The organism is Kaistia sp. SLG-1 (assembly GCF_059699055.1).
Window position 1 is genome coordinate 3,948,786 of record NZ_AP048544.1, and the last position, 14,183, is coordinate 3,962,968.

13 protein-coding genes are annotated in these 14,183 nt (G+C 66.1%); 10 read left to right on the forward strand and 3 right to left on the reverse strand.

Annotation, left to right across the window (positions count from 1 at the left end):
- Positions 1-128: 128 nt before the first annotated feature.
- From AC6HZP_RS18230 to AC6HZP_RS18240, 3 genes are all read left to right on the forward strand, one after another.
- Entirely contained in the window at positions 129-455 is a 327-nt protein-coding gene (locus AC6HZP_RS18230; protein WP_497523996.1) for a hypothetical protein, read from the forward strand.
- Positions 452-697 (forward strand): helix-turn-helix domain-containing protein, encoded by a 246-nt coding sequence (locus AC6HZP_RS18235; protein WP_497523997.1) that lies wholly within the window; start codon positions 452-454, stop codon positions 695-697. Before AC6HZP_RS18230 ends, AC6HZP_RS18235 begins: the two co-directional genes overlap by 4 nt.
- Before the next feature lie 548 nt (positions 698-1,245).
- A complete protein-coding gene (locus tag AC6HZP_RS18240) occupies positions 1,246-1,863 on the forward strand; it encodes a manganese efflux pump (protein WP_497523998.1) in 618 nt (205 codons plus the stop codon).
- 379 nt (positions 1,864-2,242) lie between these two features.
- Here the strand turns inward: AC6HZP_RS18240 and AC6HZP_RS18245 are convergent, their stop codons facing one another.
- Positions 2,243-3,256 carry an aldo/keto reductase gene (locus AC6HZP_RS18245; protein ID WP_497523999.1) on the reverse strand — a complete coding sequence of 338 codons (1,014 nt, stop codon included), beginning with the start codon at positions 3,254-3,256 and terminating at the stop codon, positions 2,243-2,245.
- A 280-nt stretch (positions 3,257-3,536) separates the two neighbouring features.
- Here AC6HZP_RS18245 and AC6HZP_RS18250 point away from each other — a divergent pair, with 280 nt between their 5' ends.
- A complete protein-coding gene (locus tag AC6HZP_RS18250; protein ID WP_497524000.1) occupies positions 3,537-4,265 on the forward strand; it encodes an SIMPL domain-containing protein in 729 nt (242 codons plus the stop codon).
- A gap of 184 nt (positions 4,266-4,449) precedes the next feature.
- Here AC6HZP_RS18250 and AC6HZP_RS18255 read toward each other — a convergent pair whose 3' ends face one another.
- A complete protein-coding gene (locus tag AC6HZP_RS18255) occupies positions 4,450-5,424 on the reverse strand; it encodes a diacylglycerol/lipid kinase family protein (protein WP_497524001.1) in 975 nt (324 codons plus the stop codon).
- 457 nt (positions 5,425-5,881) lie between these two features.
- The gene (carA, locus tag AC6HZP_RS18260; protein ID WP_497524002.1) at positions 5,882-7,126 is read right to left on the reverse strand and encodes a glutamine-hydrolyzing carbamoyl-phosphate synthase small subunit; all 1,245 of its coding nucleotides are present in this window, start codon (positions 7,124-7,126) and stop codon (positions 5,882-5,884) included.
- 237 nt (positions 7,127-7,363) lie between these two features.
- Between carA and AC6HZP_RS18265 the strand changes: the two genes are divergently transcribed.
- From AC6HZP_RS18265 to AC6HZP_RS18290, 6 genes are all read left to right on the forward strand, one after another.
- The gene (locus tag AC6HZP_RS18265) at positions 7,364-7,816 is read left to right on the forward strand and encodes a GatB/YqeY domain-containing protein (RefSeq protein ID WP_201400431.1); all 453 of its coding nucleotides are present in this window, start codon (positions 7,364-7,366) and stop codon (positions 7,814-7,816) included.
- A 10-nt stretch (positions 7,817-7,826) separates the two neighbouring features.
- Complete coding sequence (locus AC6HZP_RS18270; RefSeq protein WP_497524003.1) at positions 7,827-8,795, forward strand: small ribosomal subunit Rsm22 family protein; 969 nt, start codon at positions 7,827-7,829, stop codon at positions 8,793-8,795.
- A gap of 245 nt (positions 8,796-9,040) precedes the next feature.
- Positions 9,041-10,978, forward strand: coding sequence for a DNA primase (gene dnaG, locus AC6HZP_RS18275; RefSeq protein WP_497524004.1), 1,938 nt, complete (start codon positions 9,041-9,043; stop codon positions 10,976-10,978).
- Positions 10,979-11,156: 178 nt separating this feature from the next.
- The gene (gene rpoD / locus AC6HZP_RS18280; RefSeq protein WP_201400434.1) at positions 11,157-13,154 is read left to right on the forward strand and encodes an RNA polymerase sigma factor RpoD; all 1,998 of its coding nucleotides are present in this window, start codon (positions 11,157-11,159) and stop codon (positions 13,152-13,154) included.
- Positions 13,155-13,228: 74 nt separating this feature from the next.
- Positions 13,229-13,825 carry a Uma2 family endonuclease gene (locus AC6HZP_RS18285; protein ID WP_497524005.1) on the forward strand — a complete coding sequence of 199 codons (597 nt, stop codon included), beginning with the start codon at positions 13,229-13,231 and terminating at the stop codon, positions 13,823-13,825.
- Positions 13,826-13,860: 35 nt separating this feature from the next.
- On the forward strand, positions 13,861-14,151 hold the full coding sequence (locus AC6HZP_RS18290; protein WP_497524006.1) for an HlyU family transcriptional regulator: 291 nt from the start codon (positions 13,861-13,863) through the stop codon (positions 14,149-14,151).
- Positions 14,152-14,183 lie beyond the last annotated feature (32 nt).

The window sequence follows — 14,183 nt, forward strand, 5'->3', positions numbered from 1 at the left end:
CGACTTAATGCTACGGCTGGCCCGGCATGATGAATGCCACAAAATCGTAGCCGCACTGGAATCGGCTAGAGAAGAAGCTCAAAAACAACTTCCAGAGAAGCGGAATACTAGTCCGCGAGGGCAATAGAATGACCCACCACACGGGGAAGCGTCGCCGCATAGCAAGACGCAAGCAAGCTCAACGAGCCAAGAGCTTCGCCGATTGGCTCACGTCAAGCGAGAAGGAGGCAATTCTCTACCCCCTCGACAGCTTTAAGATCTTTCACCGGGCCACGGACAACATGTGCATACTACTGGTCAATCCGGGCCTTTCAACCCAGCAGGGTTTCGAGATCGAACCCGAACGGGCGTTTCGGCTTGCTGACGACCTGTGGTCCAATTGTGAAGCCGGCGACATCGAGGCCGCCTACTACGGGGAGGCCGAACCGATCCCGGTTGCGGCGACTTACCCATGAGGACGACCCCAGATCCTGTCAACGCGATCGTCGGCCATCGGCTTCGGCAACTCCGGACGCATTCGGGTATGACGCAAGAGGATTTCGCCGACCTTCTCGGCGTTACGTACCAGCAACTTCAAAAGTACGAGAACGGCACGAATGCGCTCAGCATCTCGCGGATATGGAGAGTCTCCCAGGCTCTTGGGATAACGCCGTCGCATCTCTGCGATATCGATATAGCTTCTGAGGAAGGTGACTAAGCGGGCCCTGAAAGGGAGCCTTGGATATCGCACGAACGTCGCCCCCTCCCCGCTTCTCCAGCGTCCGACGCTCAAGGTTGGCTACTGGGACGGTCATCTTTGGTGACGACCCTGTCGTAGGCGATACCCTCCGCGTCATAGATCCAGGCGTACGCTCCGGCCAGCCTCATATGCTCGGCGCCCGAGTAGCGTTTCGCCGGTTGGTCCTGCCGAGCAAAACACTCAGGCGGAACCTCCCGCAGTCGGCTTGCAGGATAGGCATCCGGCCGGAGCCGATTTCGGCGCTTGCGCTCGAACTTCATGGCGCTCTAGATCTGGCCCCCCAGCGATGATCGGGAACCAGTTCCATCCATCGGCCATGCTTGCCTCCCTAGGTAAAGCGATGGGCCCGCAGCGGCCGCTCTGCCCCGGTGCGTCCGGCGCTGCCGCGTTCGCCTAGGAAAAGCCTCAAGCTTGGTATTGTCCTATCCCCGGTCCCCGATATAGGGGTTTGATACACAACGAGAAATTGTCGCCGCGCCTCCCCGCTTCGACGATGCCGAGGTCACATGGACTGGTTCTTCATCATCGCCTTGGCGGCCGCGTCGAGCATCGATAATTTCGCCGTCGGCCTTTCCTACGGCGTGCGCGGCATCCGGATCCATCTCGGCTCCAACCTGATCATCGCAGGGGTCTGCTTCGTCTTGAGCCTGGCCGGCATCCTGTTCGGCAAATGGATCGGCGATGTGCTGCCCGGCAGCACGCCCGACATCGTCGGTTCCGTCCTGCTGTTCGTGATCGGCGTGCGCATCCTGCTGCTGGTCCTGCCACGCAAGGCGCCGCCCCCGACAACGAAACCCGCGACCGGCCTTCGCCGCCTTTCGGACTGGCTTTCCCGCGCCATCGCCGTCGACGGCGGCAAGATCGGTCCCGTCGAGGCGCTCATCCTGGGCATCGCCCTCTCGGCCAATGCGCTTGCCAACGCGGTCGGCGCCGGCCTCCTCCAGATGCCCTTGCTGGCGATCGCCCTTTCCGCCTCGATCGGCAGCCTCCTGACGATCTCGCTCGGCGTCGCGCTCGGCCTTCGCGCGACCAAGATCAGCATCGGGCGCTTCGATCTCGCGCGGTTCGGAACCCTGCTGAGCGGCGTGATCCTGGTCTGCCTGGCCGTGGCTCAGTTCTGGTAGGCGGCATCCGGACTCCGGAGCTGCTTCGGAATGCTGGCCGATCGGTTGTAGCCAGATCCCACCTGCAATCTATTGACGCAGAACGGCGTCAATGCAACCATCGCGGCGCAATCTCATCGGCCCCTTGCCGACGGAGACTTGCAGCCTGCCGGCGGCCAGCCCTGACCGTCGGCGGGCCCCCTTCATATCGCCAAGTTCCGGGAAGAACCGCCCATCTTTTAGCTGGCGAAGAAAAAAGTCCGCCTCGCCGGAAGTCGACGATCGACCGGGGCGTCTCCGCGCCCGAACACGAAAACGCCCGCCCCAGCCGGAGGGCGGAGGCGGGGATCGGGACCGCGCGAAGGCGCGGCGACGACGGAGCGACCTTGGCCAGTCAGGCTCAGGCCGGTATGAGGCTGGCTGCGAGCAGGCCCTCGGCGACCAGGTCGGTCCAGAGCGCGGCCGGGATGACAACATCCTGCGCCGCGAGGTTGCGCTCGAGATTGCGCGTGCTGGCGACGCCGAGCAGGACCGAGGCGACGGCCGGGTGGCTCAGCGGGAAGCGCTGCGCCGCGGCCGCGAGCGGCAGGCCATGGCGGGCGCAGACGGCCTCCAGGCGGCGGACGCGATCGACGATCGCCGGCGGCGCCTCGGCGTAGTTGTAATGCGCGCCGGGGACCGGGCCGGTGGCCAGGATGCCGGAATTGAACACGCCGCCGACGACGATGCTGGCGCCGCGCTCGAGGCAGGTCTTGAGCAGCGGCAGCGCGCCTTCCTGTTCGAGCAGCGTGAAGCGGCCGGCCAGCAGGAAGGCGTCGAGATCGGCATATTCCAGCGCCTGCAGGCAGACCTCGACCTCGTTGACGCCAAGGCCGATCGCCTTGACGTCGCCGGCCGAGCGCAGCTCCTGCATCGCCTTCAGGCCGCCCGACATGGCGACGGGGAAATATTCGGCGTTCTTCTCGACGCCATGCGTGTCGACGCCGATGTCGTGCATGTAGAGCACGTCGATGCGATCGAGGCCGAGGCGATGCAGGCTCGCCTCGTGCGAGCGCATGATGCCGTCATAGGAATAGTCGTATTCCTGCTCGAAGGGCAGGACGTCGACGAAGCCGTAATCGCCCATGACGCGGCCGCGCAGCGGCGTCAGGATGCGGCCGACCTTGGTCGAGATGACATAGCTGTCGCGCGGCTTGTCGCGCAGGAAATCGCCGAGCCGGCGCTCGCTCAGGCCGTGGCCGTAGCGCGGCGCGGTATCGAAGAAGCGGATGCCGGCATCCCAGGCCGCCTGCAGCGTCTCGTGCGCCACCTCGTTGCTGACCGCGCGGTAGAGATTGCCGATGCTGGCGCCGCCGAAGCTGATCTCGGTGACGTCGAGGCCGGTTCGGCCGAGCGGGCGTTTGGCGATGCTCATAATCAACCTCTGAATATCCATGGCGGCGAGCCGCCCGGTCAGCGCCGGCGCGGCAGCTTGGTGAAGGTTCCTGCCGATATCACAGGACGGAAACAAATGCTCCAGAAGATGGCGGGACGAGAGGACGGGCGGCGGAGCGCGCGATCCGTTTCCACAGCCGTCGCGAAGGCGCGGCGGGATCGTAAGGGCGTCGAACCGCGCTGCCGCAGTCCCGTCGCAATGGGCCCCTATCCAACCCTCGGTTCACACGCAACACGCGAAAGCCGAACGGGAGACGCCCATGATCCGCGCCAACTTCATCCGGACCACCATCCTCGCCTCGACGCTCCTTGCCGTCGTCGCCGCTCCCGCCATGGCCCAGCAGGCGCCGCAGCCGCCGACGCTGACCGTCTTCGGCGATGGCATCGCGACCGCCGTTCCCGACATCGCCGTGGTGACGCTCGGCGTCGTCTCGGAGGCGCCGACCGCCAAGGACGCGCTCGCCGCCAACGCCACCGACATGACCGCCGTGATCGCCGCCATCACCGATGCCGGCATCGCCACCAAGGACATCGCCACCAGCGGCCTCTCGGTCAATCCGGTCTATTCCGACCCGTCCAAGGATCCGGAAGGCCGCCAGCAGGTCACCGGCTATCGCGTGCAGAACCAGGTGACGGTCAAGATCCGCGACCTCGCCAAGTCCGGCCCGCTGCTCGACAAGGTTGTCTCGGCCGGCGCCAACCGCGTCACCGGCATCGATTTCGACATCGACAAGGCCGGCGCTCTGCGCGACGAGGCGATGAAGGCGGCAATCGCCGAGGCCCGCCGCAAGGCCGTGCTGATGGCGGAGGCCGCCGGCGTTGCGCTCGGCCCGATCCAGTCGGTGCAGACGAGCGAAGGCGGCGGCGTGCCGATCTTCCGCGCCCAGATGGCGATGAAGGCCGACGTGTCGACCCCGGTCATGGGCGGCGAGCAGCAGATCTCCGCCAATGCGACGATCGTCTACATCATCGAGCCGCTGAAGAAGTAAGCAGACCGTCTCCCGCCTCTCCCTGAACAGGGGGAGGCAAAGGGGCTCCTGCTTGCCGACATTCCAGAGAGACGCATTCCGCCAGGCCGCAGCCACACTTCCACGCTGAACGCCCTCCCCGTCATCCCCGCGAAGGCGGGGATCCATGCAGCTGCGCCCTCGACCGACCGAACCTCCCGACGCCTCAGCTGAATGGATCCCGGCCCGGAGGCCGGGATGACGGCGAGCTTGGGGCAACGGCCGGCGCAGGCTCTTCACCCGGCGCCAGCACGGAAAGCGCCGCCGGCAAGCTTTCGAGCACCAGCGGCGTCGCCATCCGCGTCAGTTCGCCATCGACCGAAAGCCAGAGGCGCGGCCGATGGCTGGTGATCACGGCGCGCCGGACGGCGAGCGATTCGATCTCCGGATTGTCGCGCCAGCGCCCGGCCAGCAGATCGAGCCCCGCCTGCATGCGGCTCGCAAGCTCCGCTCCCGCCGCGAAATGGATCTCGATCAGCCCCTCGTCGAGCTGCGGCCGATCGAAGCCGGTGAGCGACAGGCGGTTGTTGCTAGCGAGCAGCGCATAGACCTCGATCTCGCGACTTTCCCCGGCGGTCTCCAGCGTCAGCTGCAGCACGCCGGCGCGGCTGAAGGCGCGTAGCGACGAGCGCGCCACGGCGATGAAACGGCCGAACGGCAGGCCTGCGCCGCGAAACTGCGCCCGCCCGCGCGCCACTTCCGCGAAATAGCCGAGCCCCGCCAGCGTATGGAACACGCGGCCGTTGACGCTGGCGAGATCGATCCGGCGCGGCGCGGCGGCGGCCAGCGCCGCGAGCGAGCCCTCGAGATCGGCCGGCATGCCGAGCGTCTTGGCGAACAGGTTCATGGTGCCGAGCGGCAGGACGCCGAGCGTCCGTTCCGCGCCGGCGCCGTTCGCGGCGACGAGCTTGCGGATGGCATGGCCGACCGAGCCGTCGCCGCCGCCGACGACCACCGTCGGCGGCCCGGATCGCGCCGCCTCGTCGATCGCCTGCAGGAACGCGTTCCCCTCCGCCAGGATCACCTCGGCGGAACGGCCGCGCTCGCTAAAAGCGCCTTCGACGATGGCCCGGATTTCGGCGGGATCACGATCCTGGATCGTCCCGGCATGTTCGTTCAGGATGACGATTGTATCGGCCACGATCCCTCCGGGCTCCGCCGCCTTGCAAGGTGGCGGTCGCCTGCGGGCAACGCAAGCGGGGAGCGGATCGATCCATGGCGGGCGATGGTTGTCCACCCCCAGACCGATCGGCCAGCCTCCGCCATCATCCTGAGGTGCTTCGCATCAGCGAGGTCTCGAAGGAGGATCCAGCGAGCCGCAGACGAAGTCCGGCGAAATCCGATCTAGCTCAGGTGGCGTTTCCTGGACCCTCCTTCGAGGCCCGGCTTCGCCGGGCACCTCAGGATGATGGTCGAGTTTTAGGAATACAGCTTGAGCAGCGGGGCCACATCACGCCGAACCCGGCTGAAATGGATTCCTGCTTTCGCAGGAATGACGGCGCGTTTGGGGAGGCGCATGCGCCTCACCTCTCCCATGGGAGAGGCGAAGAAAGGCCGCCTCCCCGCCAAGGCAGAGAAGCGGCAAATGAAAGGACGGCTCAGCCCTCGACGGGGACGGGATGCTCGGGGAGCGGGGCCTCGCCCTTGCGGGTGCGCATCAGGTTGACGAAGCGCGTGAACAGATAGTGGCTGTCCTGCGGGCCCGGGGATGCTTCCGGGTGGTACTGCACCGAAAAGATCGGCTTGTCCTTGACGCGCAGGCCGCAATTCGAGCCGTCGAACAGCGAGACGTGCGTCTCCTCGACGGTGTCGGGCAGCGAGGCGGCGTCGACGGCGAAGCCGTGGTTCATCGAGGTGATCTCGACCTTGCCGGTGGTGCGGTCCTGCACGGGATGATTGGCGCCGTGATGGCCCTGATGCATCTTCCGGGTCTCGCCGCCGAGCGCGATGCCGAGCATCTGGTGGCCGAGGCAGATGCCGAACAGCGGCACGTCGGCGGCGATGACTTCCTTGATCGCCGGCACGGCGTATTCGCCGGTCGCCGCCGGATCGCCGGGGCCGTTCGACAGGAAGACGCCGTCCGGCTTGTGGGCGAGGATCTCCTCGCCGGTCGCCGTCGCCGGCAGGATCGTCACGTCGCAGCCGGCGTCCGCCAGCAGGCGCAGGATGTTGCGCTTGATGCCGTAATCGACGGCGACAACCTTATGGACCGGGTTTTCCTCGCGGCCATAGCCCTTGTTCCAGACCCAGGTCGTCTCGTCCCAGCGGAAGGTCTGCCCGGTGGTGACGTCCTTGGCGAGGTCCATGCCGACGAGGCCGGGCCAGGCGGCCGCTTCCTTGGCGAGGTCCGCCTGCGCGAAGACGCCGTCCGGCGCATGGGCGATCACCGCGTTCGGCATGCCCTTCTCGCGGATCAGCGCCGTCAGCGCGCGCGTGTCGACGCCGGCGATGCCGACGATGCCGCGCGACTTCAGCCAGGCGTCGAAGTTCTTAAGGGCCCGGTAGTTGGACGGATCGGTGATGTCGGTCTTGATGACGCAGCCGCGCACGCCGGACGCCGAGGCCATGTTGACGGTCTCGATATCCTCATCGTTGGTGCCGACATTGCCGATATGCGGGAAGGTGAAGGTGACGATCTGCCCGGCATAGGACGGGTCGGTCAGGATTTCCTGGTAGCCCGTCATCGCGGTGTTGAAGCAGACTTCACCGACCGCGTGGCCGACGGCGCCGATGCCTCGGCCTTCGATCACGGTGCCGTCGGCGAGGATCAGAAGCGCTGTCGGCTTCGGTTCCGCCCAGACGTCGTTGTCCGTGATCGCGTCGGTCAGCAAGTTGTCGGCCATGATCTATCCGCTGGTCTCGATGGTGGTCGGGCGCGTAGCTCATGCCGCGCCAAAACGCGGCGGATCCCAGGGATCCACCGCCTCGCGCCCATTTGCCCGGAAACTAGGGCAAGCCCGGCACCCCGTCAACCCGAAGCGAAAAATACAAAAGTCTTAGATTTCAATATGTTAAGGTAGATGCGCTTGAAGGACGCTCCAAGCTTCTCTATGGTGCGCCGGCGTTCAAGGAGATTGACGATGCGCGACACCATCAATGCGGCCCTGAAAGGGGCGATGCTTGCCAAGGACAAGAAGCGCACCGGAACGCTTCGCCTGATCGCCGCGGCGATCAAGGATCGCGACATCGTCGCGCGCACCGCCGGCACCGGCGAGGCGACCGATGTCGAATTGATCGACCTGCTCGCCAAGATGGTCAAGCAGCGCCTCGAATCGGCGAAGATCTACGAGGACAACGGCCGTCCCGAGCTCGCCGAGCAGGAGCGCGAGGAAATCGCCGTCATCGAGGAATATCTGCCGAAGCAGCTCTCCGAGGACGAGGCCAAGGCCGCGATCGCGGCCCTCGTCGTCGAGACCGGCGCCTCGGGCATCCGCGACATGAACAAGGTGATGTCGGAGCTCAAGGCCCGCTATGCCGGCCAGATGGACTTCGCCAAGGCGAGCGCCGCGGTCAAGGCGGCGCTGACCAGCTAGGGTCCACACGATGGAACTGCCGCCGAACCTTCGCGACGCCGTCGACGCGGCGCTCGAGGGCGCCTCGACGGCAGCCCTTGCCGAAGCCTCCGCCATGCTCTCGCAGCGCTATCGCAGCGAGCTGCGCGACGGGCGATTCCACGTCTCCGAGGACGATGCCGCGCGCGCCTATCTGGCGGCGCGGCTGCCGGCGACCTTCGCCGCCGTGCGCGCCGCGATGGACGCGGCGGAAAGCCTGCTGCCGGAGTTCCGGCCGAAGACGCTGCTCGACCTCGGCGCCGGCCCCGGCACCGCCATGTGGGCGGCGCGCGACACCTGGCCGACAATCGACGACGCGCTGATGATCGAGGGCAGCCCGACCATGCGGCGCTGGGGCGAGACGCTCGCCGCCTCCGCCGCGCCGTTCCAGCGGGAATGGCGGGCGGTCGATTTTGCCAAGGGCAAGCTTGCCGTCGACGCGCATGACCTCGTTACCATCGCCTATGTGCTGGACGAGCTGGAAGAGGCCTCGCGTGTTGCGCTCATTGACGCCGCCTGGCAGGCGGCAAGCGGCCTGCTGCTCGTGGTCGAGCCCGGCACGCCGGCCGGATGGCAGCGCATTCTCGCCGCCCGGGCGCAGCTGATCGCCGCCGGCGCGCATATCCTCGCCCCGTGTGCGCATGAAGCGCCCTGCCCGATCGTTTCGCCGGACTGGTGCCATTTCTCCCGCCGCGTGGCGCGGACGAAGATCCATCTCCGCAGCAAGGGCGCCGTGGTGCCGTTCGAGGACGAGAAGTTCATCTATCTCGCCGCCTCGCGCACGCCGCGCGACGGCACGGTCGCCCGCGTGCTGACGCCGCCCAAGGCGTCCAGCGGCAAGGTCAGCCTGAAACTCTGCCTTCCGTCTGGGGCGGCCGAGACCCGGCTCATCACCAAGCGCGAAGGCGCCCTGTTCAAGACCGCCCGCCGCCTCGACTGGGGCGATGCGCTGGATGTGTAGACATCTCACCTCTCCCACAGGGAGAGGTCGACGGCCGCAGGCCGGCGGGTGAGGGGTTCAGCATTTTCCGGTGAGGCCTCAACCCCTCACCCGGCCCAGCGGGCCGACCTCTCCCTGTGGGAGAGGTGAAAGCACACGCCCTGCGCCATCAAGACGCCCTGCATAGCGGGCATAAGTCGCATCTCGCCTTTGCCCTTCCGCCCGCCAGCTCCTAAATTGGAAGGTCATCACCATTCCGGAATCCCATGCGCTTCTCGCCCTCCTTCCTCGATGAAATCCGTGCCCGGCTGCCGATCTCCTCGATCGTCGGCCGGCGCGTGACGTGGGATCGGCGCAAGTCGCAGCCGCAGAAGGGCGATTTCTGGGCCTGCTGCCCGTTCCACGGCGAAAAATCGCCCTCCTTCCACGCCGAGGACCGCAAGGGCCGCTACCACTGCTTCGGCTGCGGCGAATCGGGCGATCACTTCACCTTCCTGACCAAGCTCGAAGGCCTCTCCTTCCCGGAAGCGGTCGAGCGGCTGGCGATGGAAGCCGGCGTGCCGATGCCGGCGCGGGACGTGCACGCCGAGGAAGAGGAGCGCAAGCGCGCCTCGCTGCACGAGGTGATGGAACTCGCCTGCCGTTTCTTCGAGGATGGGCTGCAGTCGCGCGACGGCGCCAGCGCGCGCGGCTACCTGAACGGACGCGAACTCGGACCCGACATCCAGCGCCGCTTCCGCCTCGGCTATGCCAGGCAGAGCCGCAACGCGCTGAAGGAATATCTGGCCTCGAAGGGCGTGCCGCATGAGGACATGGTCGCGACCGGCCTGCTGATCTCCGGCGAGGACATCCCCGTCTCCTATGACCGCTTCCGCGACCGCGTGATGTTCCCGATCACCGATTTTCGCGGCCGCATCGTCGCCTTCGGCGGCCGGGCGCTCTCCCCGGACGCGCAAGCAAAGTATCTGAACTCGCCGGAGACCGTGCTCTTCCGCAAGGGCGACCTGCTCTATAACGGCTTCGAGGCGCGCAAGGCCGTGCAGAGCGCCGGCACGCTGATCACCGTCGAGGGCTATGTCGACGTCATCGCCATGGCGACGGCGGGCTTCGGGCATACCGTCGCGCCGCTCGGCACGGCGCTGACCGAGCGCCAGCTCGACCTGCTCTGGCGGATGACGCCGGAGCCGATCCTCTGCTTCGACGGCGATAAGGCGGGCCTGCGCGCCGCCTACCGCGCCGCCGACCTCGCGCTCGCGGCGCTGAAACCCGGCAAGACCGTGCGCTTCGCGCTGCTGCCCGAGGGGCAGGATCCGGACGACTTGATCCGTTCCTCCGGCCGCGAGGCGATGGCGCAGGTTCTGGCCGCGGCGCGGCCGCTCTTCGACATGGTCTGGATGCGCGAGACGGATGGCGGCGGCTTCGAGACGCCGGAGCGGCGCGCGGCGCTGGACGCGCGGCTGCGCGACATCGCCAAGAGCGTCGCCGACGAGAGCATCCGCCATCACTATGAGCAGGCCTTCGCCGAGCGGGCGCGCGAGTTCTTCGGCTATGGCCAGAAATCCGGCAACCGCCAGCCGCGCGGCGAGCGTCGCCAGGATGGCCGGGGCGGCAATGGCGGCGGCGCGGGACGGCCGCAACGCCAGCCGCCGCCGATCATTTCGGAGACGCTGAAACGCTCGACGACGCTGTCGGGCCGGGTGCAGGCGCCCCTACGCGAGGTTGTGCTGGTGATGACCATGGCCAACCACCCGAGCCTCGTCCCGGACCATTTCGACGAATTTGCGCAGATCGAGTTGACGAATCGCGAACTTGACTCCCTTCGCACGCAAATCCTAGAGATTGCCGCCGAAGATCCGCACATCGACAGCGGGGGGCTCAGAGGCCGCCTTTTGTCGGCGCGGTTCGGCGAATTGCTCGACAAGCTGGACCTGCAGCTCGAGCGATGCGGCAACTGGCAGGCAAGGGCGGATGCGGCGAATCGTGACGCGGCGGATGGTTGGATACAGGCGCTCACCTTGCACAGGAAGGCGCGAACGTTACATAAGGAGCTCAAGGATGCCGAGGCTGCCCTAGCGACCGATCCGAGCGACGCCAATTTGGCGAAGATGATCGACATCCAGAACCAGATGGCCAACAGCGATGGAACCGAGGCTCTGATCGAGGGGTTCGGGATTAGTTCGGGTCGACGAATGCAGTCGATGTAGGGTCGATTGACTGGCGAGGGCGTAAGGTTAAGCGGGCCTTAAGACAAGAAAGTCTAAGAGTCGGGCGACCGACGGCAGGAGGGAAACTTCGTGCCGCCTCTAGGATTTAACGGCGGATATGCGAGCGCGACGGACGTGAACCGTCTGGCGCGACGCGTTCGCCAAGACGGAGAACAGCATGGCGACCAAGGTTCAGGAAAACGAAGAGGCGCAGGACGCGCAGGCCGAGCCGCAGGATGGTCCGCTTCTGGATCTCTCGGATGCCGCCGTCAAACGGATGATCAAGGTCGCCAAGAAGCGCGGCTTTGTCACCTATGAGGAACTGAATTCCGTCCTCCCCTCCGAGCAGGTCGGCTCGGAGCAGATCGAGGACATTCTCTCGATGCTCTCCGAAATGGGCATCAATGTGATCGAGGCCGACGAGGTCGAGGACGCGGAAGAACCGACCGCGGCCGACGCCGACGAGGAAGCGGGCGAGCTCGCCGAATCGACCGGTACCGCCGTCGCCCGCTCGTCGACCGCCAAGGAGCCGACCGACCGCACCGACGACCCCGTCCGCATGTATCTGCGCGAGATGGGCTCGGTCGAACTGCTGTCGCGCGAAGGCGAAATCGCCATCGCCAAGCGGATCGAGGCCGGCCGCGAGACGATGATCGCCGGGCTCTGCGAGAGCCCCCTCACCTTCCAGGCCATCATCATCTGGAAGGAGGAGCTTGCCGAGGGCAAGATCCTGCTGCGCGACATCATCGACCTCGAGGCGACCTATGCCGGTCCCGAGGCGAAGAACGCCCCGATGGCGGGCCCGGGCGGCGTGCCGTTCGGCGAAGGCGCCGAGGACGAGGACGCCGAGGCTCCCCTGCCGCCGCAGCCCGATGGCGATGGCGACGACGAAGACGACATGGAAAACAACATGTCGCTCGCCGCCATGGAGGCCGAGCTGAAGCCGAAGGTTGTCGAGACCTTCGAGAACGTCGCCGAGAACTACAAGAAGCTGCGCCGCCTGCAGGACCAGCTGGTCGAGGGCCGCCTCAAGAACGAGACGCTCTCGCCCTCGCAGGAGCGCCGCTACAAGAAGCTGAAGGACGACCTGATCCTCGAGGTCAAGTCGCTCTCGCTGAACCAGAACCGCATCGATTCGCTGGTCGAGCAGCTCTACGCCATCAACAAGAGCCTCGTCAGCTCCGAGGGCAAGCTGCTGCGCCTGGCCGAGAGCTATCGCGTGTCGCGCGAGGAATTCCTGCGCGAGTACCAGGGCTCCGAGCTCGACCCGAACTGGCTGCGCCGCGTCGCCAATCTCGGCGGCCGCGGCTGGAAGGACTTCGTCACCAACGGCAAGGACCGGATCCGCGAGCTGCGCAGCGAGATCCAGAACCTCGCCACCGAGACGGGCCTGGAGATCATCGAGTATCGCCGCATCGTGCACATGGTGCAGAAGGGCGAGAAGGAAGCCCGCCAGGCCAAGAAGGAAATGGTCGAGGCCAACCTGCGCCTCGTCATCTCGATCGCCAAGAAGTACACGAACCGCGGCCTGCAGTTCCTGGACCTGATCCAGGAAGGCAATATCGGCCTGATGAAGGCGGTCGATAAGTTCGAATACCGCCGCGGCTACAAGTTCTCGACCTATGCCACCTGGTGGATCCGCCAGGCGATCACCCGTTCGATCGCCGACCAGGCCCGCACGATCCGTATCCCGGTGCACATGATCGAGACGATCAACAAGATCGTCCGCACCTCGCGCCAGATGCTGCACGAGATCGGCCGCGAGCCGACCCCGGAAGAGCTGGCCGAGAAGCTGGCCATGCCGCTCGAAAAGGTCCGCAAGGTCCTGAAGATCGCCAAGGAGCCGATCTCGCTCGAAACGCCGATCGGCGACGAGGAGGATTCGCATCTCGGTGACTTCATCGAGGACAAGATGGCGATCCTGCCGATCGACGCGGCGATCCAGTCGAACCTACGCGAGACGACCACGCGCGTGCTCGCCTCGCTCACCCCGCGTGAAGAACGCGTGCTGCGCATGCGCTTCGGCATCGGCATGAACACCGACCACACGCTGGAAGAAGTCGGCCAGCAGTTCTCGGTGACGCGCGAGCGTATCCGCCAGATCGAGGCGAAGGCGCTGCGCAAGCTCAAGCACCCGAGCCGCTCGCGCAAGCTGCGCTCGTTCCTGGACAACTGATCGTCCGAGACCGGACATCGACACATCCAAAGGGGCTGCTCGCGAGAGCGGCCCTTTTGTTTTAGGATGTCGCCATGAACGTGCGCGCGATCATCGAAAAGGCCGGCCTTCCCCACCGTCGCTTCACGGTGAAGGAGGTCGAGCGCATGAGCGAGGTCGGCTTGCTCCGCGCGGAAGAACGGGTCGAGCTGATCGGGGGAGAGCTCATTCCGATGAATCCCAAAGGCAGCCGGCATGAAATGCTCAAGGCCGCTCTTTTGAAGCGGTGGTACCGGGCGGCACCGGATGATGTCGTGCTCATTCCCGAGACGACGTTCCGCCTTGCCGTCGACACCTATCTCGAGCCCGACGTCGTGATCTTCGAACGCGCCATCGGCATCAAGCGGCTCGATGGCGGCAACGCTCTGCTCGCCGTGGAACTGTCGGACAGCTCGCTCGGCTTCGATCTCGGGCCGAAGGCCCTCGTCTACGCGCATTTCGGCATTCGCGAGCTCTGGGTGATCGACGCCACCACCAACACGATCCATGTCCATCGCGAGCCGGTGGACGGGCGCTACGCCTCGATCACGCCCTGGAGCGCCGACGATCTCGTCGTGCCGGCCTTCGCGCCGGCGGAGTTCGCGTTGCGGCTCGCCGATCTCGACCTCGACCTCGACAACGGATCGGGCTAAGGCTCGGACACAGACACCAAGCAGAAGGTCATTCCATGTCGTTCCTGAAGAAGCTGTTCGGCGGCGGTGGCAGCTCGGATGCCGCAGAGGCAAAGGGCGAGGCGACCGAATACAAGGGCTACAACATCCGCCCTGCCCCCTATTCGGAAGGCGGCCAGTACAAGACGGCCGGCTATATCGAGAAGACGATCGACGGCGTCGAGAAGTCCTACCGCTTCGTGCGCGTCGATTCGCATACGAGCCGCGACGCCGCCGCCGATTTCGCCATCATCAAGGGCAAGCAGATCATCGACGAGCAGGGCGACCGGATCTTCGACGCCAGCTGAGGCGGAGCGAGCTCCGCTCTACCGCTAGAGAC

Bases quoted from the DNA above. Each gene is read 5' to 3' on its own strand.
- AC6HZP_RS18230 (WP_497523996.1), top strand. From the start codon at position 129: ATGACCCACCACACGGGGAAGCGTCGCCGCATAGCAAGACGCAAGCAA.
- AC6HZP_RS18235 (WP_497523997.1), top strand. From the start codon at position 452: ATGAGGACGACCCCAGATCCTGTCAACGCGATCGTCGGCCATCGGCTT.
- AC6HZP_RS18240 (WP_497523998.1), top strand. From the start codon at position 1,246: ATGGACTGGTTCTTCATCATCGCCTTGGCGGCCGCGTCGAGCATCGAT.
- AC6HZP_RS18245 (WP_497523999.1), bottom strand. From the start codon at position 3,256: ATGAGCATCGCCAAACGCCCGCTCGGCCGAACCGGCCTCGACGTCACC.
- AC6HZP_RS18250 (WP_497524000.1), top strand. From the start codon at position 3,537: ATGATCCGCGCCAACTTCATCCGGACCACCATCCTCGCCTCGACGCTC.
- carA (WP_497524002.1), bottom strand. From the start codon at position 7,126: ATGGCCGACAACTTGCTGACCGACGCGATCACGGACAACGACGTCTGG.
- AC6HZP_RS18265 (WP_201400431.1), top strand. From the start codon at position 7,364: ATGCGCGACACCATCAATGCGGCCCTGAAAGGGGCGATGCTTGCCAAG.
- AC6HZP_RS18270 (WP_497524003.1), top strand. From the start codon at position 7,827: ATGGAACTGCCGCCGAACCTTCGCGACGCCGTCGACGCGGCGCTCGAG.
- dnaG (WP_497524004.1), top strand. From the start codon at position 9,041: ATGCGCTTCTCGCCCTCCTTCCTCGATGAAATCCGTGCCCGGCTGCCG.
- rpoD (WP_201400434.1), top strand. From the start codon at position 11,157: ATGGCGACCAAGGTTCAGGAAAACGAAGAGGCGCAGGACGCGCAGGCC.
- AC6HZP_RS18285 (WP_497524005.1), top strand. From the start codon at position 13,229: ATGAACGTGCGCGCGATCATCGAAAAGGCCGGCCTTCCCCACCGTCGC.
- AC6HZP_RS18290 (WP_497524006.1), top strand. From the start codon at position 13,861: ATGTCGTTCCTGAAGAAGCTGTTCGGCGGCGGTGGCAGCTCGGATGCC.